Origin of the sequence: Streptomyces sp. NPDC048001 (assembly GCF_043203115.1) — a bacterium.
Classification (GTDB): Bacteria; Actinomycetota; Actinomycetes; order Streptomycetales; family Streptomycetaceae; genus Streptomyces; species Streptomyces sanyensis.
In genome coordinates, this window is sequence record NZ_JBIDBN010000001.1 from 256945 (window position 1) to 279472 (window position 22528).

Here is a 22528-nt window from a genome sequence, read left to right on the forward strand (position 1 = left end):
CTCGTTTGACTTCAAACAACATAGGGAGGTCCCCGAGGTGCGGTCAATAGCTATCCGGATGGATAATTTATTGGGGCGGACCCCTTGCGGGAGCGCGGCGGCCGTCCCTACCGTGGGAGACCACACAGCGAACGGCCCCCTGCGTCCGCGCAGTTCGAGGCGGCCCTTCCCTCCCCCACCTCTCCCCCGGCGCCCCCGTGCCCTGGGAGGCACTCCCTTCCCCAGAGGAGACACCGGTGAGCGCATCCGACAGCTCCGCCGTACGCCGGCACATGGAACGGCTGGCCGCCGAGGGCGTCGACGTGGTCCGGGTGACCTATCCCGACCTGATCGGCACCGAGCGCGCCAGGGACGTCCTGCTGGACGAACTGCCCTCGGCCTGCGAGCACGGCCTCGCCTTCTGCCGCGCCGTCTACCACACCACCCCCCGGGGCGGCACCGTCCCGGTCCCCGGCGGACTGGACGCCGGTCTGCCCGACGTCCGCGTCCTGCCCGACCTGCGCACCCTGACCGCGCTGCCCTGGGAGCCCGGCGTCGCCGGCTGCCTGGGCGACGTCACCGACCCGGCCACCGGGCTGCCGGCTCCGGAGTCGCCCCGCGACCTGCTGCGGGCCGTGAGCGCGCGGTGCGCGCAGCACGGGCTGCGCCCCGTGATCGGCCCGGAGCTGGAGTACTTCCTGTGCGAAGCGGCCCCCGGAGGGGCGGGCGGCTGGCGCCGCTACAGCGACACCGACGGCGCCGTCTACACCGCCGGGCTGCGCGGGGACCCGGACAACCACCTGCTGCGCACCCTGCGGGGGCTGCGCGACCTGGACCTCGGCGTCAGCAGCGGCAACCACGAGTTCGACGGCGGGCAGTTCGAGATCAACCTGACCCACTCCGACGCCCTCGCAGCCGCCGACCGGGCGTTCCGGTTCAAGGCCGCGGTGAAGGAGCTGGCCCGCAAGGAGGGCCGCCTGGCCACGTTCATGGCCAAGCCCTTCAACGAGGCGGGCGGCTCCGGCTTCCACCTCCACCTGTCCTGCGTGGACGAGGCGGGCGGCAACGCCTTCGCGGACCCGGCCGCGCCCCACGGCCTGTCCGCCACCGCGCGCCACGCCGTCGCCGGTGTGCTCGCCCATGCGCCGGCGCTCGCCGCGCTGGCCAACCCGACGGTCAACTCCTACAAGCGCTTCGGTCCCGACACCCTGGCCCCCTGGCTCGTCGACTGGGGTCTGGACAACCGCAGCGCCATGGTCCGCGTCCCGCCCGAGCGCGGTGCCGGCACCCGGATCGAGTCGCGCCTCGGCGACGCCAGCGCCAACCCCTATCTGCTGGTCGCCGGGACCGTCGCCGCGGCCCTGCTCGGTGTCCTGGCCGGGGCGGAGCCGCCGGCTCCCCTGGAGGGGTACGGCTACGACGCCGGGCGGTCCGCCATGCTGCCGGCCACGCTTCCCGCGGCCCTGGACGCGCTGGAGGCGGACACCGAGCTGACCGAGGTGCTGGGCAAGGACTTCACCACCGCGTACCTCGCCTACAAGCGCGACGAGGTCGCCCGCTTCCACCGCCACGTCACCGACTGGGAGTTCTCCGAGTACGCCGAGCACCTCTGACCCCGCCGGGGGAACCGGGCGGCCGCACCGGCGTCCGGTTCCCGCCCCGGCGGGTCCGGCGCGCGCCCGACCCGCACCGCGGGCGCACCGCCCCCGGCCGCCCGAGGCGGTCAGGGGGCGGCGCGCCCGGCGGGAGCGGTCACCGCGGATCGTGGCGGAAGAAGGTCTTGCCGGCGATCCGCCACCGGCCGTCCTCCCGCACCAGGGAGAAGTGGTTGGTGAAGTCGTGGCCCTGGTAGCCGTACTCGTCGAGGACGGCCACCGCCACCTCGCCGCTCACCTCGACCGAGCGGACGGTGTGCGTGTAGGAGGTGGCCCACTCGTGTGCGGCGGTATCGGCCGCCACCACCTCGCAGAACGCCTCGATCGGGGCCGACACGAACCGGGGGCCGAGATAGCCCCACATATGGGCGTCGGGACGGAAGACCGCCCGGACGGCCTCGGGGTCCGCGGTGCGCACCGCGGCCGCGTACGCCTCCACGGTCGCGTGGACGCCGTCGTGGACGGGGGGCAGGTCACTCATCGGGTCCTCTTCTCCCAGGGGGCGTCAGCCGTGGTGGATCCACACGCCCTTGGTCTCGGTGAACACGTCCAGGGCGTAGGAGCCCATCTCGCGTCCCCATCCGCTGGAGCGGAACCCGCCCCACGGCGCGGCGGGGTCGGGGACGGCGGGCATGTTGACGAACACCGCACCGGCGCGGATGTCCTCGGCCAGCCGGTGCGCGGTGGACAGGTCGCGGGTCCAGACCGCGGCCGCCAGCCCGAAGGGGGTGTCGTTGGCCCGCGCCGCCAGTTCGTCCTCGTCCTCGTAGGTGAGCACGGGCAGCACGGGGCCGAAGACCTCCTGCCGGGCTATGGCCATCTCGTCCACGACACCGGCGAACACGGTCGGGCGGTAGAAGTTGCCGTGCTCCAGCGGCCCTTCGCCGGCGCGGCCCCCGCCGGTGACCAGTTCGGCCCCCTCGGCGACGCCCCGGCGCACCAGGGCGTCCACGCGGTTCAGGTGCTCCTCGGTCACGAGCGGTCCCAGCTGGGTGTCCGGGGAGAGTCCCGGCCCCAGGCGCAGCCCGGCGACGGCCGCCGCGAGCTTCTCGGTGAACTCCTGTGCCCGGCGGCGGTCCACGTAGAAGCGCGCGTAGGCGGCGCACACCTGGCCGCTGTTGAGCAGGGCACCCTGCACGTTGCCCTGGACGGCGGCGTCGATGTCGGCGTCCCTGGCGACGATGCTGGGCGCCTTGCCGCCCAGTTCGAGTGTCACCCGCTTCAGGTCGTCCGCCGAGGCCCGCACGATCTCCCGCCCCACCTCGGTGGAGCCGGTGAAGGAGACCTTGTCGACCCCCGGATGCCCGACGAGGGCGCGGCCGGTCCCGGGACCGCCGGTGAGGAGGTTGACCGCTCCCGGGGGGAACCCGGCCTCCTCGCACAGCCGGACCAGGTGCAGGGTGGTCAGCGGGGTCTGCTCGGCCGGCTTGACCACCACGGTGTTGCCGCAGGCCAGGGCCGGTGCCATCTTCCACGCCGCGATCATCAGCGGGAAGTTCCACGGGGTGATCAGCGCGCACACCCCCACCGGCTCGCGGCGGGTGAAGTGCAGGGTGCCGGGGAAGGAGACCGGGGCGACCGACCCCTCGATCTTCGTGGCCCACCCCGCGTAGTAGCGGAAGTGCTCGGCGGCCCCGGCGACGCTGACCCCGCGGGCGACCGCGAGGGGCTGCCCCTGGTCGCGGGTCTCCAGCTCGGCGAGTTCGGCGGCGTCACGCTCGATCAGCTCCGCCACCCGCCACAGCAGTCTCGCGCGCTCCGCCGCGGTCAGCCCCGCCCACGAGGGGTCGTCGAGCGCCCGCCGCGCCGCGTCCACGGCCGCGTCCACGTCGGCGCGACCGGCCTCGGCGCAGGTGCCCAGCGCCTGACCGTCGGCCGGGTCCCGGGTGCCGAACAGCGCCCCGTCCGCGGCGGGCGTCCACTCTCCTGCGATGTACAGCCGGCCGTGCACGTCCATGCCCTCATCCGTTTCGGTAGTCGGTCGGTGTCGCCCGGTCGTGGCCGCCGGCCGCCGTTCAGTCGGCGATCCTGCGCATCAGCCGGTCGACATAGGCCCGGAACTCGGGGATCAGCGAACCGTCCGGGAACATCAGCGAGGTGATGTTGGCCCCGATGGACATGTTGATGGCCTCGCCCGCGAGCTGGATCACCTCCGGTGCGTCCGCCGGTTCGTCCCTGCCGCGCGCGGCGGCGATCCGCTCCGCGAGCAGCGCGCGCCAGTCGCGCAGGTGCCGGCGGTACAGCGCGGCGAGTTCCTCGTTCGCCACCGAGTGCTCCCACAGGGCGAGCAGGACGCGGCCGGACTCGATGCGGTAGGTGTCCAGGGGCAGCGTCGACTCGAGGTGGTGGCGCAGCGCCTGCACGGGGTCGGACGTCGGATCGCCCTCCGCGATGCGCTGGCCCATCTCCGCGAGCACGCTCTGGAAGGTCGCGGCGACGATGCTGTCCTTGCTGGGGAAGTACCGCTTCAGTGCGCCGTTGGCGAAGCCCGCCTCGGCGACGATGCTCCTCATCGTCGCGGCCTCGAAGCCGCCCTGGATGATGAGTTTCTTGGCGACGGCGATGATCTCGCGCCGCCGCTGGTCGTGATCGATGATCTTCGGCATGGTCTTTCCTACGCTACTGGGCCCTGTGCCGCCGCACGAAGGCCGAGACGGCTCCGCCGGCGCTCCGCCTGCCGCCGCGGGTCGGCGACCGGTGACGCCAGGAGCAGTCGGCGGGTGTAGGGGTGCTCGGGGTCGCGGGTGACCGTCTCGTTGGGTCCGCTCTCCACGCACTCCCCGCGGTACATGACCGAGACGCGGTGGCAGATGCGCCGGACCACTCCGAGGTCGTGCGACACGAAGAGGTAGGACACGCCGGTCTCGCGCTGGATGTCGATGAACAGGTCGATCACCGCCGCCTGGGTGGTCAGGTCCAGTGCGCTGACCGGCTCGTCGCAGACGATCAGGCGCGGTCTGCGCACCAGCGCCCGGGCGATGGCGATGCGCTGGCGCTGGCCGCCGGAGAACTCGCCCGGGTAGCGGGACACGGTGTCCGCGGGGAGGCGGACGCGCTCCAGCATCTCGGCCACCGTGGACCGGGCCTCGGCCCGGCCGGTGCCGGAGGCGGTCAGGGGCTCGGCGAGGATCCGGCCGACGGTCATGGTCGGGTCCAGCGATCCGTAGGGGTCCTGGAAGACGACCTGGAGGTCGGCGGCGAGGCGGCGCCGGGCGGCGCCCCTGAGCCGGGTGATGTCGCCGCCGTCGAAGCGGATGGTGCCGGAGGCGACCTCGGTCAGGCCGAGGATGGCCTTGCCCAGTGTGGACTTGCCCGATCCGCTCTCGCCCACCAGGCCGACGCACTCGCCGGGGCCGATGGTCATCGACACGCCGTCCAGGGCGCGGAAGGAGGTCCGTCCGCGGCGGTAGTCCACGACGAGGTCCTCGACCTCGAGCAGGGGGGTGTCGTGGGGTTGCGTGCTCATGTGCGCACCGTCCGTCCGTCCGTGTTCCACGCCGCGTCCAGGTCGGCGCGGCTCTCGGTGTCGTCCTGCGAGGCGTGGATGAGCTCCCCGGTGTACGGGTCCCCGGGGCGGGCGAAGATCTGCTCGACCGTGCCCGTCTCGATGATCCGGCCGTCCTTCATCACCGCGACCCGGTCGCAGATGTCGGCGACCACGCCGAAGTTGTGGGTGACGATGACGAGTGCCATCCGGTACTCCTGCTGGAGTTCGCGCAGCAGCTCCAGCACCTCGGCCTGCACCGTGACGTCCAGTGCCGTGGTCGGCTCGTCGGCGACGAGCAGCTCCGGGTTGCCCGCGACCGCTCCCGCGATCAGGACGCGCTGCGCCATGCCGCCGGAGACCTGGTGCGGATAGGAGGCCATCACCCGGTCGGGGTCGGTGATGCCGACGCGCCGGAGGATCTCGTGCGCCCGCTGCCGTGCCTGCGCCTTGGTCAGCCCGTGCACGGCACGCAGGGGTTCCAGGAGCTGACGCCCGATCGTGTAGCAGGGGTCGAGGTTGCTCATCGGCTCCTGGGGCACGTACCCGATCCGGGTTCCCAGCAGCGCATGGCGCTTGGCCCGGGGGAGGTCCCCGACCGGCCGGCCGCCGACCCAGATGCCGTCCGCCGTCGCCCGGCCGCTGTCGGGGAGCAGGTCGAGGGCGGAGAACACGGTCTGCGACTTGCCCGAGCCGGACTCGCCGACGATGCCGAGCACCTCTCCGGGGGCGACGTCCAGGCTGACGCCGCGGACGACCGTCCGGTCCCCGTGCGGGGTGCGGTAGGCGACGCGGAGGTTGCTGATGCGCAGCGCGCTGTCCTCGACGGCGTGGACCGGCTCGCCGCCCCCGTCGCCCTCGGTCCCGCCCCCGACGGGCGGCGTGGCGTCCCGCCCGCGCCGGGGCCCGGGCCCGGGCTCGGTGCGCACGTTGACCAGGTCGGCGAGGGTCGAGCCCATGAACGCCAGGGCGGCGATGGTCAGGCCCAGGGCCGCGGAGGGCCACAGCAGGATCAGCGGGTGGGTCCCCATGGTCCGGAAGCCGTCGTTCATCATCTGCCCCCAGTCGGGGGTCGAGGCGGTGCCGACGCCCAGGAACTGCAGTCCGGTCTGCATGCCCATCGCGACGCCCGCGGTGAGCGCGGACTGGATGATGACGGGGGCGTGGACGGCCCGCAGCATGTGGGCGTGCAGGATCCGGGGATGGGTCAGGCCCGCGACACGGGCCGCGTCCACATACGGTTCCCTGCGGACGGCGAGAGCCCGGGAGCGGGAGACGCGGTAGTAGCCGGGGGTCATGAACACACCGACGGTGACCATCAGGACCGTGAAGTCGGCGCCGGTGCCGGCGGCGACGATCAGCAGGACGATCATTCCGGGGACGGACTGCACCCCGTCGCTGATCCACGAGCAGATCCGGTCGGTACGTCCGCCGAAGTACCCGGCGGCCACGCCCGCGGGCACCCCGATGCCGACGCCGACCAGGCAGGCGACGGCCGCCCCGTAGAGGGTGGTGCGCGCTCCGAAGAGCAGGCGGCTGAGGATGTCGCGGCCCGCCGAGTCGCCGCCCATCGGGTGCTCGGCGCTGGGCGGTGCCTGGGTGAGGGTGAAGTCGACCAGGTTGGGGTCGTGCGGCGCGAGCAGCGGGGCGAACAGGGCGACGAGGACGACCAGGAGGAACACCGCCAGCGCGGCGACACCGAGCGGGCGGCGCCGGTAGCGGGCCCACAGGCGCCGCTCGGGGCTGACGCGTTCTGCGGAGGCGGGGAGGGCGGTGTCGGTCACAGCTCGCGCACCTTCGGATTGATCCACCCGAGCACGAGGTCGAGGAGGAAGTTGACGAGGACGACGAAGACGACGGTGACGGCGGTGAGGCCGAGCAGGATGGGGATGTCGCCGATCTGGGAGGCGGACTGGGTGAGGCTGCCGATCCCCGGGAGGTTGAAGATGATCTCCACGACGATCGCGCCGCCGAGCAGTCCGACGAACATCACCGCCAGGACGGTGAGTGCCGCGGGGGAGGCGTTGCGCAGCACGTGCAGGGTGACGCGCCGGGAGGACAGGCCGCGGGCCCGCAGGGTGCGGACGAAGTCCTGGTTGCCGACGCCCAGGAAGCCGTTGCGGAGCTGTTCGGCGATCATCACCACCGCGCTGAGGGCCAGCGCGACGGACGGCAGGGTGATGGAGGCGAGCCATCCGGAGGCGGAGTGCGTCAGCGGGACGTAGCCCACCGCCGGGAACCACTGCAGGCGGACCGCGAAGATCATCACGAGCACCAGGCTGACCCAGAACCCCGGCAGGGCGAACAGGACCACCGAGGCGAATTTGAGCAGGCGGGAGAGGCGGCCGTGGGGGCGCAGGCCGGTGGCGACACCGACGGCGAGGCCGACGGCGGCCGCGAGGAGGGTGGCGGCCACGACGACCGAGAGGGTGACCGGGACGCGGAGGGCGATCTGGTCGGAGACGGGCTGGAAGTTGCGCCACGAGGTGCCGAAGTCGCCGCGGACGGCGTGGGAGAACCAGTCCCAGAACTGCACGAGCAGGGGGCGGTCCAGACCGAGGCGTTCGTGGAGTGCCGCGCGCTGGGCGGGCGTGGCGTTGTTGCCGAGCAGGCCGGCGGTGGGGTCGCCGATGGCCAGGTGCGCCAGGAAGAAGGTGGCGGATGTGGCGACGAGCAGCAGGGCCAGGCCCGACAGCAGTCGCCTGATGGTGAATCTGATCATGGTGTGACCCCTCTGGGGCCGGGGCCGCCCGCCGCTCGGGCGGCCCCGCCGGGACAGGTGCCAGGGCGTGTCTCGGAAGGAGCGCCGTCCGCCCGGAGGGCGGGGGCGGGACTTCCGCGGCACGGCCTAGCCGCGCTGGATGAACCTCAGGGTCGGGAACATCATTCCGGTGATCGGGGTCACCGTGATGTCCTCGGTGCTGAAGTAGATGTTGTTCGCCTGGTACCACACGTCCTGCCAGGCCAGTTCGGTGATCTGCTGGTTGAGCCGGTGGATCAGGGGGAGCTGCTCGTCGCCGGTCGCCGCCTCGATCTGCCCGACCAGCTCGGCGACTTCGGGGAAGTCCTCGACCGAGGGGTTCGGGTTGAACCACTGCTGCGAGGTGATCCGGCCGTCCACCGACGCCGCCGGGTTGGAGTCGAGGGCGAGGACGGCCACGAACATGGGATAGGTCGCGGCGTTCTTCTGGTAGTCGGCCGGCGACATGTTCTTCCAGGTGACCTTGATGCCCAGCTTGCCGAGGGTCTGCTGGACGGAGGGCTGCCACGGCTGGAAGATCGACGACATCGGCATCGTGACCGGGAATCCGTCGGGGTAGCCGGCCTCCGCCATCAGTTTCTTGGCCTTGGCCAGGTCGAAGGCGTACAGGTCGTCGAGGGAGGCGTCGTGCACGGAGCGGCCGGCGGGGAACACCTGGTTGGTGGCGACCCCGGCCCCCTGGCCGACCGACTTCAGCATGGCCGCGCCGTCGAAGGCGTGGTTGATGGCGCGGCGGACGCGCACGTCGCCGAGCGGCTCCAGCTCCTTGCCGGTGCGGTCGGTGAACTGGATGCCCACCCAGGTGGCGACGTCGGAGGCGACGTTCCAGCCGTTGTCCTTGGCCCGGGGGATGTCGGCGGCGTTGGCGTAGGCGATGTCGAGCTGCCCCGAGAGCATGGCGTTGAAGCTCGCGGTCGGGTCGGCGATCGGCTGCACGTGGATGGTGGAGAAGGGGTACGTCCCGTCGTCCCAGTGGCCGGACTTCTTGGTGAACACGTACTCCGACCCCGAGGTCGACCTGGCCGGGTCGAAGGTGTACGGGCCCGAGCCGACGGGCCGGGTGGCGAGCGTCCCGGCCGTGATCGCGGCGGGCGAGGCCATCCAGCTCCTCCCCAGGCCCATGTAGTAGAGGAGGGCGTCGTCCTTCTTCTTCAGGTGGACGGCCACGGTGTCCTCGTCCACCTGCTTGAACTCGGACACGTTGGCGTAGGTCTGGCCGGAGCGGACCCCGGCCCTGAGGTGTTCGAGGTTCTGCACCGCGGCCGCGGCGTCGAAGGGCTCGCCGTCGCTGAAGGTCACCCCGGTACGCAGTTCCATGGTGAGTGTCAGGTGGTCCGGGGAGTACTCCCAGGACTCGGCGAGCCCGGGCACGGGGCGGGAGCCCGCGTCCAGGGCGACCAGCGGGTCGTAGACGGCCGACAGGTAGGGGCCGTCGAAGCCGATGTCGGCCTGCGCCGGGTCCCAGGACGTGACGTCCAGCAGTGTCCCGATCTTGATGTCCTCCCCGGTGGCGCTCCCGGAGGGGTCGGCGGTGCTCGTGCACGCGGCCATCGCCAAGGCGGCCACCGCGACGAGTGCGGCTCTCCAGATTCTCTTCATGGAGTCTTCTCTCGGGTGAATTGGGCGCGCTGGTGCCAGATCGATCCGGGAGGGGAAAACCGCCTGTTCCCTCGCCGTCGCAGCGCTGGGCCCATAGATGGAGAGTGGGTGCACGGAGGAGTTCTCCTGCCCGCCACCTCATGTGTCGTGCCCGTTAGTCTACGACTGTCGGCAAAAAAGGCAATGGCCCCGCCCCTGCCGAATCGGCGAGCGGCGGGGCCAGACGGGCGCCCCGGGGGGCGGGGTCGCCTCAGACCGCCTCGGCGACCAGGACGCGCGGGCTCCCCGGGAGCGCGAGGACCTCGCGCGGACGCCAGCCCGCGGCGGTCAGCCACTGCCTGACCTCGGATTCCGGGTAGACGACCGTACCGTCGATGACGAAGTACTCCCCCGCGTGCAGGGCGTCGATCGGGCGCTGGCGGTCGTCTCCGTCCAGCAGGAAGTCCAGCAGCAGCAGGGTCGCGCCGGGGCGGGCCGCGCTGCGGGCGCGGGCCAGGATGGCGCGGTTCTGCGCGGCGTCGAAGCGGTGGATCACATGGTTGACCATCACGAGGTCGTGCTCCCCGCCCGGGTCCGCCGCGTCGGTCGGCGCGGGGTCGATCCGCGCCCGGTCCGCGAGGCCGGCCGCTTCGAGCGCCCGGGCCACCGACTCCGTCGAGGCGGGGTCGAAGACGAAGCGGGCGGACAGCCCGGGATTGGCCTTCAGGGCCCCGATCGCGAAGTCCGGCGCGAGGCCGCCGAGGTCGAGCAGGTCCCGGTAGGGGCCGAAGTCGAAGGAGCGGGCGAGCATGGCGGCGTGCAGCGCGTTGTAGCGCATGACACCGGCCATGAAGGCCTTCCACCGGTCCTCGTCCATCTCCAGCCGGCCGGGCTCGGAGGTGTCGACGGCGGTGTCGAACTGGAGCCAGTGGCCGTAGCTGATCTCGTTCAGGAAGGCGAGGAAGGGATGCAGGTCGAGCTCCCCGCCGCCGAGGTAGGCGGCGGCGTCCGGGGCGAGCCGGTAGCGGCCGTCACGGCGCTCCAGCAGGCCCAGTGCGTTCATGGAGTCGGCCAGGATCCGCGCCATCCGCTCGCTGAGGCCGGTCGCCGAGGCGAGCTGGGCGATGTCGTGCTCGCCCTCGGCGAGGGCGCGGAAGACCCCGCAGCGCGCGGCGGCGAAGAGCTGCTTCGCCCCCATGTAGCCGATGGCCACGTCGAGGATGCGGTCGGGCGTCGCGGTCTCGGCGGACGTGCCGGGTTCGGTCATGATGTCCTCCTGTGAGAGTGGTGTCGCAGAGGGGTGGGGCGCGGGGCCCCGGGAGCGCCGGGACGGTTCACCAGGTGCCGTCCGGGGCGACGTCGCGGTCGAGCCACAGATCCCGGGCGGCGCGGCGCAGTGCGGGGGCGCCCACCCGGTCCAGCAGTTCCACCGCGCCGACGTTGTCCTCCAGCTGGGACTGCCGGGAGACCCCGACCAGCACGTTGGCGGTGGCGGGGTTGGCCAGGCAGAAGGCGATGCCCAGCTGGGCGGGTGAGGCGCCGAGGGTGTCGGCCAGCTGCCGCACCCGCGGGTAGGCGGCGGCGATGCGCTCGCGGATGCCCCCGACATCGGCGCCGATCCTGCGGTCCGGGCGCAGGTTGCCGACCAGCATGCCGCCCTCGAAGACGTCGGACGCCTGGAGGGCGAGTTCGCCCGCGTCGAACAGCGGAGCGTAGTAGTGCCCCTCGGCCATGGACCTGCGGGCCAGTCCGTACTTGAGCTGGGCGAAGGACGGCGGCACCAGGCCGTGCGCGCGGGCGATGTCGACGGCCGCACGCAGGTCGCGGTAGCGCCAGTTGTTCACGCCCCAGCCGCGGAACCGCCCGGCGTCGATCTGCTCGGCGACGTCGGCGACCACGCGCGCCACGTCGAGTTCGCCGAGGTAGTCGCCGACGACGACCAGGTCGGCGCTCTCGGCGCCGACCCGCTCCAGGGACGTCTCCATCTGCCGGGTGAAGCCGGTGGCGGGGTAGTCCCAGAGCCAGAGCTTGCCGCAGAACTGCCAGTCGGAGCGCGCGAGCCCGGCCTCGCGCACGGCGCGCCCGAAGATCAGGTCCGTGCGGGAGTTCTCCGCGTGCGGGCCCATGTCGTAGTGCGCGACGTCGAAGAAGGCGCAGCCCAGTTCGGCCGACCGCGCCACCAGCGACACCGCGTCGCCGAAGTCCATCCGGTCCCAAGTGTTCCAGGACCCCAGCGCCAGGACCGGCACCTCGGGGCCGTCCGGCCCGAGGCGGCGGCGGGGAACGGTCGGTGCAGTGCTCACGGCGCCTCCTGGCGGCCTCGGTTTTTTCGTCTACGCTTGTATACTATAAATCGAGGCCGCGACACAGGTCCCGGCCCGAGGGGAGTACAGATGAAGCGCACACGCACCGTGCTCGTCACCGGCGGCGCCGGCGGCATCGGCCGAGCGGTGGCCCGGGCGTTCGCGGCCCGGGGCGACACCGTGGTGGTCGCGGACAGGGACGCGCAGCGGGCCATGGACACCGCGCACGGACTCGGCGTCCACGGCAGGATCCTCGACATCACGGACGAGGAGGCGATCGCGAGCGGACTGGACGCCGTGCAGGACGAGTTCGGCCCCATCGAGGTGCTGGTCAACAACGCCGGCCTGCTCACGGTCCACGGCACACTGCTGGAACTCGCCGGCGGCGACCTGGACGCCATCCTGCGCACCAACGTGCTCGGCACCTTCCTGATGACCCAGCACACCGCACGCCGCATGGTCGCGTCGGGGGTGGCGGGGTCCATCGTCAACCTCTCGTCCATCGGGGGCAGGCAGCCGACACCGGGGATGGGCGGATACGAGAGCAGCAAGGCGGCCGTGGACGCCCTCACCCGCTGGGCCGCGATCGAACTGGCCCCGCACGGCATCCGCGTGAACGCCGTCGCCCCGGGCCCGGTCCTCACCGAGACGGTGTCCGCCGGCATGCCGGAGGGTTCGCCGCAGCGCCGGGCCTGGGAAGGCCGGATCCCGATGCAGCGGTTCGCCCGGGTGGAGGACGTCGCCGCGGCCGCCCTCTTCCTCGCCGGCGACACGGCGGCGCACATCACCGGGACCAGCCTGCCCGTGGACGGCGGCCAACTGCTCACCTGAGGCCCGGCCCGGCCCTGTACGGCAGGGGTGCGGGCGGGGGGGCCTGCCGGGCGGCGGTCGCCGCCCGGCAGGCCCCCCTCGCCCGCGCCCTCCGGCGTCAGACAGGCTCCGGCACCGCGCCCCCCGCCCCGCGCTCGTAGACGACCCTTCCGTCCACCACGGTCAACTCGACCGCGACATCAGGCAGTTCGGCGGGGGCCACGGACAGCGGGTCGGCCTCCAGCACACACAGGTCGGCGGCCATCCCGGGGGCGAGCACGCCCTTCCACGACGCCGCGCGGTCCTGCCGGGCGGGCTGCTGCGTGTAGCAGCGGAGCAGCCGGTCCATCCGCGCGCGGGGGTCGGCCGCGGGGCCCATCCACGCGTCGGCGGCGGCGATCTGCCGCCGCCAGTCCGGCGAGAGCACGGGCGCGTCGGAGGTCAGGCACAGGGCCACGCCCTCGTCGAGCACGGCCCCCAGGGGCCAGGCGGCCGCCGCGGGCGCCGGGCCGAGTGCGGCGTCCACCAGGCCCCGGGTGCGCAGCGCGATCTCCGGCTGGGTGGCGAGCCCCACGCCCAGCGCGGCCATCCTGCGCAGCTGCGGCCGGGTCACGAGGTCGCCGTGGATGATGTAGTGGCCCAGGTCCACGTCCTTCTCCGCGCGGGCCCGCTCGACGGCGTCGAGCGTCACGTCGATGGTCCGGTCGCCGGTGGCGTGCACCCCCACCTGGTGTCCGGCGCGGTGCGCGGCGAGGACCATCCGCGCCAGGTTGGCCTCGCGGTCGGCATCGTCGGCACCGGCCACCAGGAGGCTGGGACTGGCGCCGTCGGCGTAGCAGTGGTGCGTGTAGGCCGACCGCATCGGCGGTATGCCGTCGGCGAATATCTTGACCCCGGCGAACCGCAGCCACCGCGGGTCGCCGGTGGAGCCGTCGAGCCCGTCCAGGCCGGCGAGGAAGTGCTCCAGGTCGCTGGGACCGTCCAGCTCCCCGAAGAGCCACAGGACCGTCACCCTCGCCCGCAGCAGGCCCTCTTCGGCGAGCGCGCGGTACTGGCGGACGACCGGGGCACCGAAGGCGCCAGTCTCGCCGCGGTCCTCGCCGGGGCCGAGGCCGGGTTCGGTGTAGCTGGTGATGCCGAGGGACGCGGCGAGGTCCCCGGCCCGCAGGATCGCGCGGCGGCGCTGGGCGTCGTCGACGAGCGGGTTCCGCGGCACCGGGCCGGGGCCCGCCTGCTCCCCGAACAGCGTCTCGGGCCACAGGGCGCCGAGCCAGGTGGCGTGCAGATGGGCGTCGTTGATGCCGGGCAGCACGGCGCGCCCGCCGAGGTCGACGACCTCCGTCGAGGCGTCCGCCAGGGCGGTCACCTCCCGGTCGCCGCCGACGCGGGCGACCAGCCCGTCGCGCAGGGCGACGGCCGTCGCCCCCTCGCCGCCGGGCGCCAGGGAACGGACCACACCACCCCTCAGGATCAGATCGGCCGGTGCGGTACGGGCGTCGCCGTCGGCTGTGCGCACGGGGGCTCCTCGGTGCTCTCAGGGGCTCGACATTTAAATCGACAGCCGTAGACTAACCCATCGTCGAGCCCCTGAAGCGCTCGATCCGAAGGAGTTTTCGATGGACCTCCCCTCCTCGACCCGCGCCGCGGTCCTGACCGCGCACGGCGCCGAACTGGCCCTCACCGACCTGCCCCTGCCACCGGGGCCGCAGCCGGGGGCCGCCCTCGTCCGGATCGTCTGCACCACCCTGTGCGGGACCGACACGGAGATCTGGTCGGGCAGGATGACCTTCCCCGGCATGCTCCCGATGGTGCTCGGCCACGAGATGGTCGGCGAGGTCGTCGCCGTCGGCGACGGCACCCGCGACGCGCTGGGCCGCGAGCTGACCGTCGGGGACCGCATCGGCTGGTCGGAGTCGACCTGCGGTGCCTGCCACGGCTGCACGGTGCTGCGGGAGCCGGTGGCCTGCTCCGAGCGCGGCTACGGGTTCCTGCAGCGCTCCGACGTCCCCCCGTTCGCCACCGCCGGGCTGAGCGAGTACGCCTACGTGGTCCCCCACGCGGCCAAGCTCCTGCTCCCCGGGGACGTCCCCGACACCTGGGCGGCGATGGCGGGTTGCGCGGCGAAGACGGTGCTGCGGGCGTTCTCCCGCGCCGGCGGCGTCCGCCCCGGGTCCCGCGTCGTCGTCCAGGGCTCGGGAGCACTCGGGCTCTTCGCCACCGCGGTCGCCCGGATCAGCGGCGCGGGCACGGTCGTCACCGTCGGCGCTCCCCCGGCACGCCTGGCCATGGCCGGGGAGTTCGGCGCCGACGGGACGGTGGACATCGCGACGGGCTCGGACGCCGTCGTCGAGCGGGTGCGGGACCTCACCGGCGGCCGGGGGGCCGATCTCGTCCTCGACTTCGCCGGCGCCCCCTCCGTCGGCCGGGAGGCCGTGGCGATGGCCGCGCAGCGCGGGCGGGTCGTGGTCGTCGGCAGCACCGGCCCGGACTCCGAACCGGTGCCGCTGGGGACGGTGATGGGCAAGGAGCTGACCGTCCTGGGCTCCCTCAACGGCGACATCGCCGACTACCACGAGGCGATCGGCTTCTTCCGCTCCTTCGCCGACCGCATGCCGTGGGACCGGCTCTTCGGCGCGCCCGTCGGCCTGTCGGGCGCCTCCGCGGCCCTCGCGGCGATGAGCAGGCACGAGGAGACCAAGGCCGTGGTCGACCCCCGGCTCCCCTGAACACCCCGGAAAGGACACGCACATGACCACCGCACCCCTCCCCCGGCGCCCGATCGGCACGAGCGGCCTCGAAGCCTCCGTGCTGTCCCTCGGCTCGTGGCACACCTTCGACCGGATGGACTTCGCCGACGCCGTCGCCATGGTCCGCCATGCCCTCGACGCAGGCGTCAACCTCTTCGACGTGGGTGTCTACGGCATGCCCGGCACGCCCCCCGTGTTCACCGACGTGCTGTGGGGCTCGATCATGCGGGCCGCCAGGGTCCCGCGGGACGCCTACCTGGCCTCGGTGAAGCTGTGGATCGAGGCCTTCGACGAGCGGGGGTTCGGGCCGCAGCTGGAGAACGCCTTCCTGCGCACCGGGCTCGACCACGCCGACCTGGTGATCCTCGGGGACCTGCGGCGCGAGGACGTCCGCCTGGAGGACCTCGTCGAGGACCTCGCCTCCCTGACCAGGGCCGGGCTCATCCGCGCCTGGGGCGTGAACAACTGGTCGGCCCCGGGGGTCCACGCCCTGCGCCGCATCGCCGCCGAGCGGGGCGTGCCCGGGCCGCAGATCGCCCAGCTGAAGTACAGCCTCGCCCGGCGCTCCATCCCCGACGGCGCACCGTTCGGGGAACTCTTCGCCGCGGGGTTCAGCATGCAGGCCTCCGATGTGCTGGAAGGCGGCATCCTCGCCGGACGCATCGCGCCCGACCGGGAGATCGGCCGGGACCCGGGCGGCATCCGCGAGGCCATCGTCGCCACCGTCCCCGGCATCCGCGAACTGGCCGGTGCCCTCGGCACCACTCCCGCCCAGCTCGCGATCGCGTTCACGCTCACGCACCCCGCCAACGCCACCACGCTCGTCGGCGCCACCCGTCTGGAACAGGTACGGCAGAACATCGGCGCGCCGGACCTGCTGCGGCGGGTCGGAGCCGAGGAACTGCGCTCCCTGGTCGAGCCCTTCTGGGCCGACCGGGACGTCGTCGACCCGCAGGGCCCCTGACCCGCACCGGCCCCGACCGCCCAGCACCTCCCCCAGGAGCACCCGATGAACCCTGCCCTCCGCCGGGCCGGCCGCAGGCCGGCACCCTGCCCCTCCCCCCGCCCGGCACACCCGCCGCGGCCGCACCGGGGACCGGGCCGATGACCGCCCGCCCCCGCCCCGTCCCCTACGACCGGGCCCTCGAACCGGGCCTGGCCAGGTGCCGGGAACTGGTGGAACCGGTCCCGCTGCGGGCCGGCACCATCGCGGCCAGCCGCGCGCACTTCACCACGCTCATCCCGACGGCCGAGGAGGCCGTCGGCGACCGCCCGGTGGAGTTCCGGCACGTCACCGCGGCCGGACCGGCGGGAGCGCCGGACCTGGAGCTGACGGTGCTCAGGCCCCGCGGAGGCACCCGCGACGCGCCGGGGATCTACGGCATCCACGGTGGCGGCATGGTGCTGGGCAACCGGTTCTTCTGCGTCCCCGGCCTGGTCGAGGACGTCCTGGAGTTCGGTGCCGTCGCGGTGGCCGTCGGCTACCGCCTGGCCCCCGAGCACCCCGCTCCGGCGGCGGCCGAGGACTGCTACGCGGGCCTGGTCTGGTTCGCCGAGCACGCCGCCGCACTCGGCGTCGACCCCGCCCGGGTACTCGTCGCGGGCGCCAGCGCGGGCGGCGGGCTCAGCGCGGCCGTGGCCCAGATGGCGCGCGACCGCGGCGGGCCCGCACTCGCCGGGCAGATACTCGACTGCCCGATGCTCGACGACCGCAACGACACGGTGTCGAGCCGCCAGTACGACGGCATCGGCATCTGGGACCGCGGCAGCAACGACACCGCCTGGAACGCGGTCCTGGGTCCGGACCGGGGCACCGGCGCGGTCTCCCCCTACGCGGCGCCCTCGCGGGCCGCCGACCTGTCCGGACTGCCGCCCGCGTACATCTCGGTCGGGGCCGCCGAGGTGTTCCGCGACGAGGCGGTCGACTACGCCACCCGCATCTGGGCCACGGGCGGCCGGGCCGAGCTGCACGTCTGGGCGGGGGGCTACCACGGCTTCACCGGCTTCTCCCCGGACACCGAGGTGGCCCGGGCCGCCGTGGCCGCCCGTGCGTCCTGGATCAGGCGGGTCCTCGGCACGACCGGCCGGACCGCGTGACGACGGCCGCGGCACGGCCCGCGCAGGTGATGAGCATGCGCCGTGCCGCCGTCGTGCTCGGCTCGCTGGAGGTGTTCGGGCCGCTGTCGATGGACCTGTCCATGCCGCTGCTGCCGCAGCTCGCCGAGGACCTCGGCACCAGTGACAGCCTCGCCCAGACGTCGATGTCGGTGTGCATGCTCGGGCTCGCGTTCGGCCAGCTCGTGGCGGGCCCGCTCAGCGACCGGCTGGGCAGGCGACGGCCGCTGCTGTGGGGCATCGCGCTGTTCACCCTGTTCTCGCTGCTGTGCGCGCTCGCTCCCAGCATCGAGACCCTGCTCGTGGCCCGGTTCCTGCAGGGACTGACCGGGTCGGCGGGCGTCGTCGTGGCACTCGCCGCCGCCCGGGACGTGGCGGTGGGCATCCAGCTCGTGCGGCTGCTCAGCATGCTGGCGCTCGTGGGGGCACTCGCTCCGGTGCTGGCGCCGGTCGTCGGAGGGCAGCTCGCCGCCGTACTGGACTGGCGGGGTCTCTTCGTGGTCCTCGCCGGGGTCGGAGTGGTGCTGCTGGCCGTCGCGGGCACGCTGCTGCCGGAGACGCTGCCAGCCGGTCTGCGGCACCCCGGCGGGTTCACCGAGGCGCGCCGGGGCTTCGGCACCGTCCTGCGGGACCGCCTGTTCGTCTGCTACCTGCTGGTGGGGGCCTGCACCGGCACGGCGTTCTTCACCTACCTCGCGTCCGTCAGCTTCGTCCTGCAGGAGGGCTTCGGACTCAGCCCCCAGGCCTTCGGGGCCGTGTTCGCGGTGAACGCGGTCGTGGCGATGCTCGGGGCACTGTTCAACCGGGCCGCCGTGCGCCGGGCCGGTCCGGCGCGGATGTACGTGGTGGGGACCACGGCGACCGCGGTCGCGGCGCTGGGGCTGCTCGGCACGGTACTCGCCGGGCTCGGTCTCACCGCACTGCTCGTGGCCCTGGGCCTGGTGCTGTTCAGCTACGGCGTCATCAGTCCCAACAGCTCGGCTCTCGCCCTCGGGGGCCACGGCGAACGCGCCGGGACCGCCGCCGCACTGCTGGGCGTCTCGACCTTCGCCGTCGGGCCGGTCGTGGCGCCGCTGGCCGCGCTCGGGGGACGCGCCGAGGTCACCATGGCCGTGACCATGGCCGTTGCCGCCGCGGTCGCCTGCGCCCTGGTGTGGCTGGCCGTGCGGCCGCGCCTGCGCGGGGCCCCCGCCCAGCCCCGGCGCGGGGGGCCCGAGAAGGACGACGCCCGGGAGCACGGCACCGCTGCGGGCTGAGCGTCACCCGGGGCACCGCACGACACAGGGCCGCCGCCGGCGTGAAGCCGGCGGCGGCCCTGTGTCGTGCAGCCCTGTGTGGTGGGGCGCCGTGTGGTGGGGACCTGTGTGGTGCGGCCCTGTGTGGTGCGGAGCCGTGTCCTGCCGCACCATGTCGTCCGGCACCATGCCCTGCCGCACCATGTCGTCCGGCACCGCATCGCGCGACGCCATGCCGTCCGGCACCGACGCGAAGAGCCCGGCGCCGGGGGCGCGCACGCGCAGGAGCCGGACGAGAAGACGGACATCGAGGAGCCGGACGCGTGGGCGTCCGGCTCCTCGGTCGGCGGCGCGGGCCGCCTCGGGGGGCGTCAGGCGTCCCGCGCTCCCGGGTCGACGATTCCGAGGCCGTCGGCACCGACCTGCACCGCCGACTCGTCCAGCGCCGAGGCGGTGACCGGCTGGGGGCGGCCCTCCAGGTCGAGCACCGGCGACGCCTCCTTGTACCAGGACTCGATCACCGCGTTGCCCCAGAAGTCCCGGCGGCGGTCGTCGCGGACGTTCCACCGGTAGGTCTCGTGGTCCGGGTCGCCGGTGTAGTAGTCGGAGGTGTAGATCTCCACCCGGTGGCCGTCGGGGTCGCGCAGGTAGAGGTAGAAGGCGTTGGAGACACCGTGGCGGCCGGGGCCCCGCTCGATGTGGTGCTCCTGGCGCAGCGACCCGAAGAGGTCCGCCGTGCGCAGCACCTGGTGGGACTCGTGGGTGGCGACCCCCACATGGTGCAGCCGGGGCCCCGCCCCACCGGTGAAGGCCACGTCGTGGACGGTCTGCTTGCGGTACATCCACGCCGCGTACAGCTCGTGCTCGTCGCCCTCGATCGTCTCCGAGCAGCCGAAGCCGAGCGCCTTGTAGTGCTCGTAGGCGGCGGGAATGTCGGGGGTGCAGATGTTGAAGTGGTCCAGCCGCGCGATCTCGGCGCCCCGGCGCAGGTCGTAGCGCTGGATCAGGCGCTCCGCGCGGTCGATGTCGTGGAAGAACTCCACGGGGAATCCGAGCGGGTCGATCACGCGGACGGCGTCGCCGACCCCCGGGGTCCCCTCGCCCGCGGGGACGCGGCGCACCGGCCGGCCGAGCGCCCGGAAGTACCGCTCGGCGCGGTCGACGTCCTCGCCGGTGCGGACCCGGTAGGAGAGGTGGTCCAGCGCCGCCGTCTCCCCCTTGCGCAGGACGAGGGAGTGGTGGGTGAGCTCGTCGGTCCCGCGCAGGCAGAGCAGCGAGTCGTCCTCGTACTGGATGTGGAAGCCGAGCATGTCGCCCCAGAACCAGCGGGCCCGGTGCAGGTCGGTGACGACGAGCTGGGCGTAGGCGGAGCGGACGACGTCGGGAGGGGTGTTCATGGGCAGGTGCTCCTTGACGTTCAGACCGCGCCGAAGCGGGGCGCGTGAGCCTCACCGAGCATCACATGCACGATCTTCGACTCGGTGTAGAAATCGATACTATGCGCACCGCCCTCGCGGCCGAGACCGGAGGACTTCACGCCTCCGAAGGGAGTGCGCAGGTCGCGGACGTTGTGGGAGTTGATCCACACCATGCCGGACTCGACGGCGTGCGCCACCCGGTGCCCCCGCGTGAGGTCGGAGGTCCACACGTAGGCCGCGAGCCCGTACTCGGTGGAGTTCGCCAGGTCCACGGCCTCGGCCTCGTCGTCGAAGGGGGCCACCGCGACCACCGGGCCGAAGATCTCCTCCTGGAAGATCCGTGCGTCGCGGGGCACGTCGGCGAAGACGGTGGGCTGCAGGTAGTTGCCCTCGGGCAGGTGGTGGGGACGTGCGCCGCCGGCCGCCAGCCTCGCCTCCTGCCGCCCGATCCCCACGTACTCCATCACCCGTGCGTAGTGCTCGGCGTGGACCAGGGCGCCCACCTCGGTGGCCGGGTCGGCGGGCGGGCCGACCCGGACGTTCTCGGCGCGTTCGGCCAGGCGGCGGGTGAACTCCTCGTAGACGGGGCGCTCCACCAGCACGCGGGAGCCGGCGGTGCAGCGTTCGCCGTTGAGCGAGAAGACGCCGAAGACGACCGAGTCCAGGGCCGCCTCGAGGTCCGCGTCGGCGAAGACCACCACCGGGGACTTGCCGCCCAGCTCCATGGAGGTGGTCTTCAGGTGCTCCGCGGAGCAGCGGACGATGTGCCGGCCGGTGTCGGTGGAACCGGTGAAGGAGATCAGCGGCACCCCCGGGTGGTCCACCAGGGCCTGCCCGGCCTCCTCGCCGATGCCGTGCACGATGTTCACCACACCGGCGGGCACCCCGGCCTCGTCGAGGATCTCCGGCCACAGGCTCGCGGACAGCGGGGTCCACTCGGCGGGCTTGAGGACGAGCGTGCAGCCGGCGGCCAGGGCGGGGGCCAGCTTCCAGCTCTCCAGCATGAACGGGGTGTTCCAGGGGGTGATGAGCCCGGCGACGCCGACGGGGCTCCGGACCACGTAGTTGATCTGCTGCTCGCCGACCCGGAACGCCTCCTCACCGAGCGCGACGACGACGTCGGCGAAGTAGCGGAAGTTCTCGGCGGCCCGCCTGGCCTGGCCTCTGGCCTGGGTGACGGGCAGGCCGGAGTCGAAGGTCTCCAGTGCGGCCAGGCGCTCCTCGCGCGCCTCGACGGCGTCCGCGATCCGGTGGAGGATGCGGGCGCGCTCCCGGTTGCCGAGCCGGGACCAGGCGGGGAAGGCGGCCTCGGCCGCACGGACCGCGCGGTCGACGTCGCCGGGGCCGCCGGCGGCGGCCTCGGCGTAGGGGGCGTTGGAGACGGGGTCGGCCACGGGGAAGGTCCGGCCGTCTGCGCTGGGGAGGAGTTCGCCGCCGATCCAGTGGCGGATCTCCTCGGGCAGGGCGTCGGGGCGCCCCGGGGTCAGGGGTGTGGACATGGTGCCTCTCTTCGTTCCTGGGTCAGAGCTGCCGGGTGAGGTCGCCGCCCTCGGCGAGCAGTGCGCGGATGCGGGCGAGTCCGTCCTCGGTGGGCGGGGTGAGCGGGGGACGCACGTGCGGGGAGGAGATCCGGCCCTGCTGTGCGAGGACCCACTTGGCGGGGGCGGGGTTGGTCTCGACGAACAGGAGGTCGACGAGCGGGTGGAGCCGGTAGTGGAGGTCGCGTGCCGCGTCGAACTCGCCGGCCTCCCAGAGCTCGTACATGCGGGCCACCGCGGTCGGTGCGAGGTTGGCGACAGCGGAGACGAAGCCGGCGCCGCCGAGGGCGAGCAGCGGAAGGCACAGCAGTTCGATGCCGGACCACACCAGGAGGTCGCGGCCGCAGGCGTGCAGGACACGGGAGAAGTGCTCGAAGTCCTTGGTGGTCTCCTTGACGCCGACGAAGTTGTCGAAGTCGGTGAACAGCCGCCGCACGGTCTCCGGCGCGATGTCGACGGCGGTGCGGGAGGGCACGTTGTAGGCGACGATCGGCAGGTCGGGGAACTCGCGGGCCACCGTGGCGTACCAGCGGTACAGCGCCTCCTGGGTGGGGCGTGCGTAGTAGGGGGTGATGACCAGGGCCGCGTCCGCGCCGAGGTCCCGGGCGGCGGCGGTGATCTCCAGCGTCTCGTCCAGCTTGTGCGAGCCGGTGCCGGGCAGGAACGGCACCCGGTCCGCTATCTCGTCCGCCGCGGTGCGCATGGCGGCGATGCGCTCGGCCGTGGTCTGCGCGGACGGCTCGCCGGTCGAACCGCCCAGTGAGATGCCGTGCGAGCCGGATTCCAGCTGCCAGCGGACCAGGCCGCGCAGGCTGTCGTGGTCGACCGCGCCGTTCCCGGTGAACGGGGTGACGACGGGGGCGATGGACCCGCGGATGGTGGCGGGGTCGGTGCGGAACTTCATG

The 22528-nt window shown here is 73.3% G+C and carries 19 protein-coding genes; 6 read left to right on the plus strand and 13 right to left on the minus strand.

What is annotated here, in order from left to right:
* Positions 1–236 precede the first annotated feature (236 nt).
* Positions 237–1592, plus strand: a complete 1356-nt coding sequence (locus ACGF15_RS01060; RefSeq protein WP_392796496.1) for a glutamine synthetase family protein — start codon at positions 237–239, stop codon at positions 1590–1592.
* A 139-nt stretch (positions 1593–1731) separates the two neighbouring features.
* Here the strand turns inward: ACGF15_RS01060 and ACGF15_RS01065 are convergent, their stop codons facing one another.
* From ACGF15_RS01065 to ACGF15_RS01105, 9 genes are all read right to left on the minus strand, one after another.
* The gene (locus tag ACGF15_RS01065) at positions 1732–2115 is read right to left on the minus strand and encodes a nuclear transport factor 2 family protein (protein WP_392796497.1); all 384 of its coding nucleotides are present in this window, start codon (positions 2113–2115) and stop codon (positions 1732–1734) included.
* A 24-nt stretch (positions 2116–2139) separates the two neighbouring features.
* The gene (locus tag ACGF15_RS01070; RefSeq protein WP_345608506.1) at positions 2140–3591 is read right to left on the minus strand and encodes an aldehyde dehydrogenase family protein; all 1452 of its coding nucleotides are present in this window, start codon (positions 3589–3591) and stop codon (positions 2140–2142) included.
* Positions 3592–3649: 58 nt separating this feature from the next.
* Entirely contained in the window at positions 3650–4240 is a 591-nt protein-coding gene (locus ACGF15_RS01075) for a TetR/AcrR family transcriptional regulator (protein ID WP_345608508.1), read from the minus strand.
* Positions 4241–4248: 8 nt separating this feature from the next.
* Positions 4249–5100, minus strand: a complete 852-nt coding sequence (locus tag ACGF15_RS01080; RefSeq protein WP_392796498.1) for an ATP-binding cassette domain-containing protein — start codon at positions 5098–5100, stop codon at positions 4249–4251.
* Positions 5097–6902 carry a dipeptide/oligopeptide/nickel ABC transporter permease/ATP-binding protein gene (locus ACGF15_RS01085; RefSeq protein WP_392796499.1) on the minus strand — a complete coding sequence of 602 codons (1806 nt, stop codon included), beginning with the start codon at positions 6900–6902 and terminating at the stop codon, positions 5097–5099. Before ACGF15_RS01085 ends, ACGF15_RS01080 begins: the two co-directional genes overlap by 4 nt.
* Positions 6899–7840, minus strand: a complete 942-nt coding sequence (locus tag ACGF15_RS01090; RefSeq protein WP_392796500.1) for an ABC transporter permease — start codon at positions 7838–7840, stop codon at positions 6899–6901. Before ACGF15_RS01090 ends, ACGF15_RS01085 begins: the two co-directional genes overlap by 4 nt.
* Before the next feature lie 126 nt (positions 7841–7966).
* A complete protein-coding gene (locus tag ACGF15_RS01095; protein WP_392796501.1) occupies positions 7967–9478 on the minus strand; it encodes an ABC transporter substrate-binding protein in 1512 nt (503 codons plus the stop codon).
* 250 nt (positions 9479–9728) lie between these two features.
* Positions 9729–10724: a methyltransferase gene (locus ACGF15_RS01100; RefSeq protein ID WP_392796502.1), complete on the minus strand. Its 996-nt coding sequence runs from the start codon at positions 10722–10724 to the stop codon at positions 9729–9731.
* Between the two features lie 67 nt (positions 10725–10791).
* Entirely contained in the window at positions 10792–11760 is a 969-nt protein-coding gene (locus ACGF15_RS01105) for an aldo/keto reductase (RefSeq protein WP_392796503.1), read from the minus strand.
* A gap of 90 nt (positions 11761–11850) precedes the next feature.
* Here ACGF15_RS01105 and ACGF15_RS01110 point away from each other — a divergent pair, with 90 nt between their 5' ends.
* On the plus strand, positions 11851–12591 hold the full coding sequence (locus tag ACGF15_RS01110) for an SDR family NAD(P)-dependent oxidoreductase (protein ID WP_345608522.1): 741 nt from the start codon (positions 11851–11853) through the stop codon (positions 12589–12591).
* Between the two features lie 97 nt (positions 12592–12688).
* On the opposite strand, the gene ACGF15_RS01115 is transcribed toward ACGF15_RS01110, so the two are convergent.
* The gene (locus ACGF15_RS01115; protein ID WP_392796504.1) at positions 12689–14086 is read right to left on the minus strand and encodes an amidohydrolase; all 1398 of its coding nucleotides are present in this window, start codon (positions 14084–14086) and stop codon (positions 12689–12691) included.
* Between the two features lie 100 nt (positions 14087–14186).
* Between ACGF15_RS01115 and ACGF15_RS01120 the strand changes: the two genes are divergently transcribed.
* From ACGF15_RS01120 to ACGF15_RS01135, 4 genes are all read left to right on the plus strand, one after another.
* On the plus strand, positions 14187–15296 hold the full coding sequence (locus tag ACGF15_RS01120; protein WP_392796505.1) for a zinc-binding dehydrogenase: 1110 nt from the start codon (positions 14187–14189) through the stop codon (positions 15294–15296).
* 22 nt (positions 15297–15318) lie between these two features.
* The gene (locus ACGF15_RS01125; RefSeq protein WP_392796506.1) at positions 15319–16281 is read left to right on the plus strand and encodes an aldo/keto reductase; all 963 of its coding nucleotides are present in this window, start codon (positions 15319–15321) and stop codon (positions 16279–16281) included.
* 140 nt (positions 16282–16421) lie between these two features.
* Positions 16422–17414 (plus strand): alpha/beta hydrolase, encoded by a 993-nt coding sequence (locus tag ACGF15_RS01130; RefSeq protein ID WP_345608530.1) that lies wholly within the window; start codon positions 16422–16424, stop codon positions 17412–17414.
* Positions 17415–17449: 35 nt separating this feature from the next.
* Entirely contained in the window at positions 17450–18688 is a 1239-nt protein-coding gene (locus ACGF15_RS01135) for a multidrug effflux MFS transporter (RefSeq protein WP_392796507.1), read from the plus strand.
* Between the two features lie 350 nt (positions 18689–19038).
* Here ACGF15_RS01135 and hpaD read toward each other — a convergent pair whose 3' ends face one another.
* Genes hpaD through dapA form a run of 3 tightly spaced genes read right to left on the minus strand, consistent with a single transcriptional unit; the run spans position 19039 to position 22527 of the window.
* Complete coding sequence (gene hpaD / locus ACGF15_RS01140; RefSeq protein WP_345608534.1) at positions 19039–20064, minus strand: 3,4-dihydroxyphenylacetate 2,3-dioxygenase; 1026 nt, start codon at positions 20062–20064, stop codon at positions 19039–19041.
* A gap of 20 nt (positions 20065–20084) precedes the next feature.
* A complete protein-coding gene (gene hpaE, locus ACGF15_RS01145) occupies positions 20085–21584 on the minus strand; it encodes a 5-carboxymethyl-2-hydroxymuconate semialdehyde dehydrogenase (protein ID WP_345608536.1) in 1500 nt (499 codons plus the stop codon).
* 22 nt (positions 21585–21606) lie between these two features.
* A complete protein-coding gene (gene dapA, locus ACGF15_RS01150; protein WP_392796508.1) occupies positions 21607–22527 on the minus strand; it encodes a 4-hydroxy-tetrahydrodipicolinate synthase in 921 nt (306 codons plus the stop codon).
* Position 22528 lies beyond the last annotated feature (1 nt).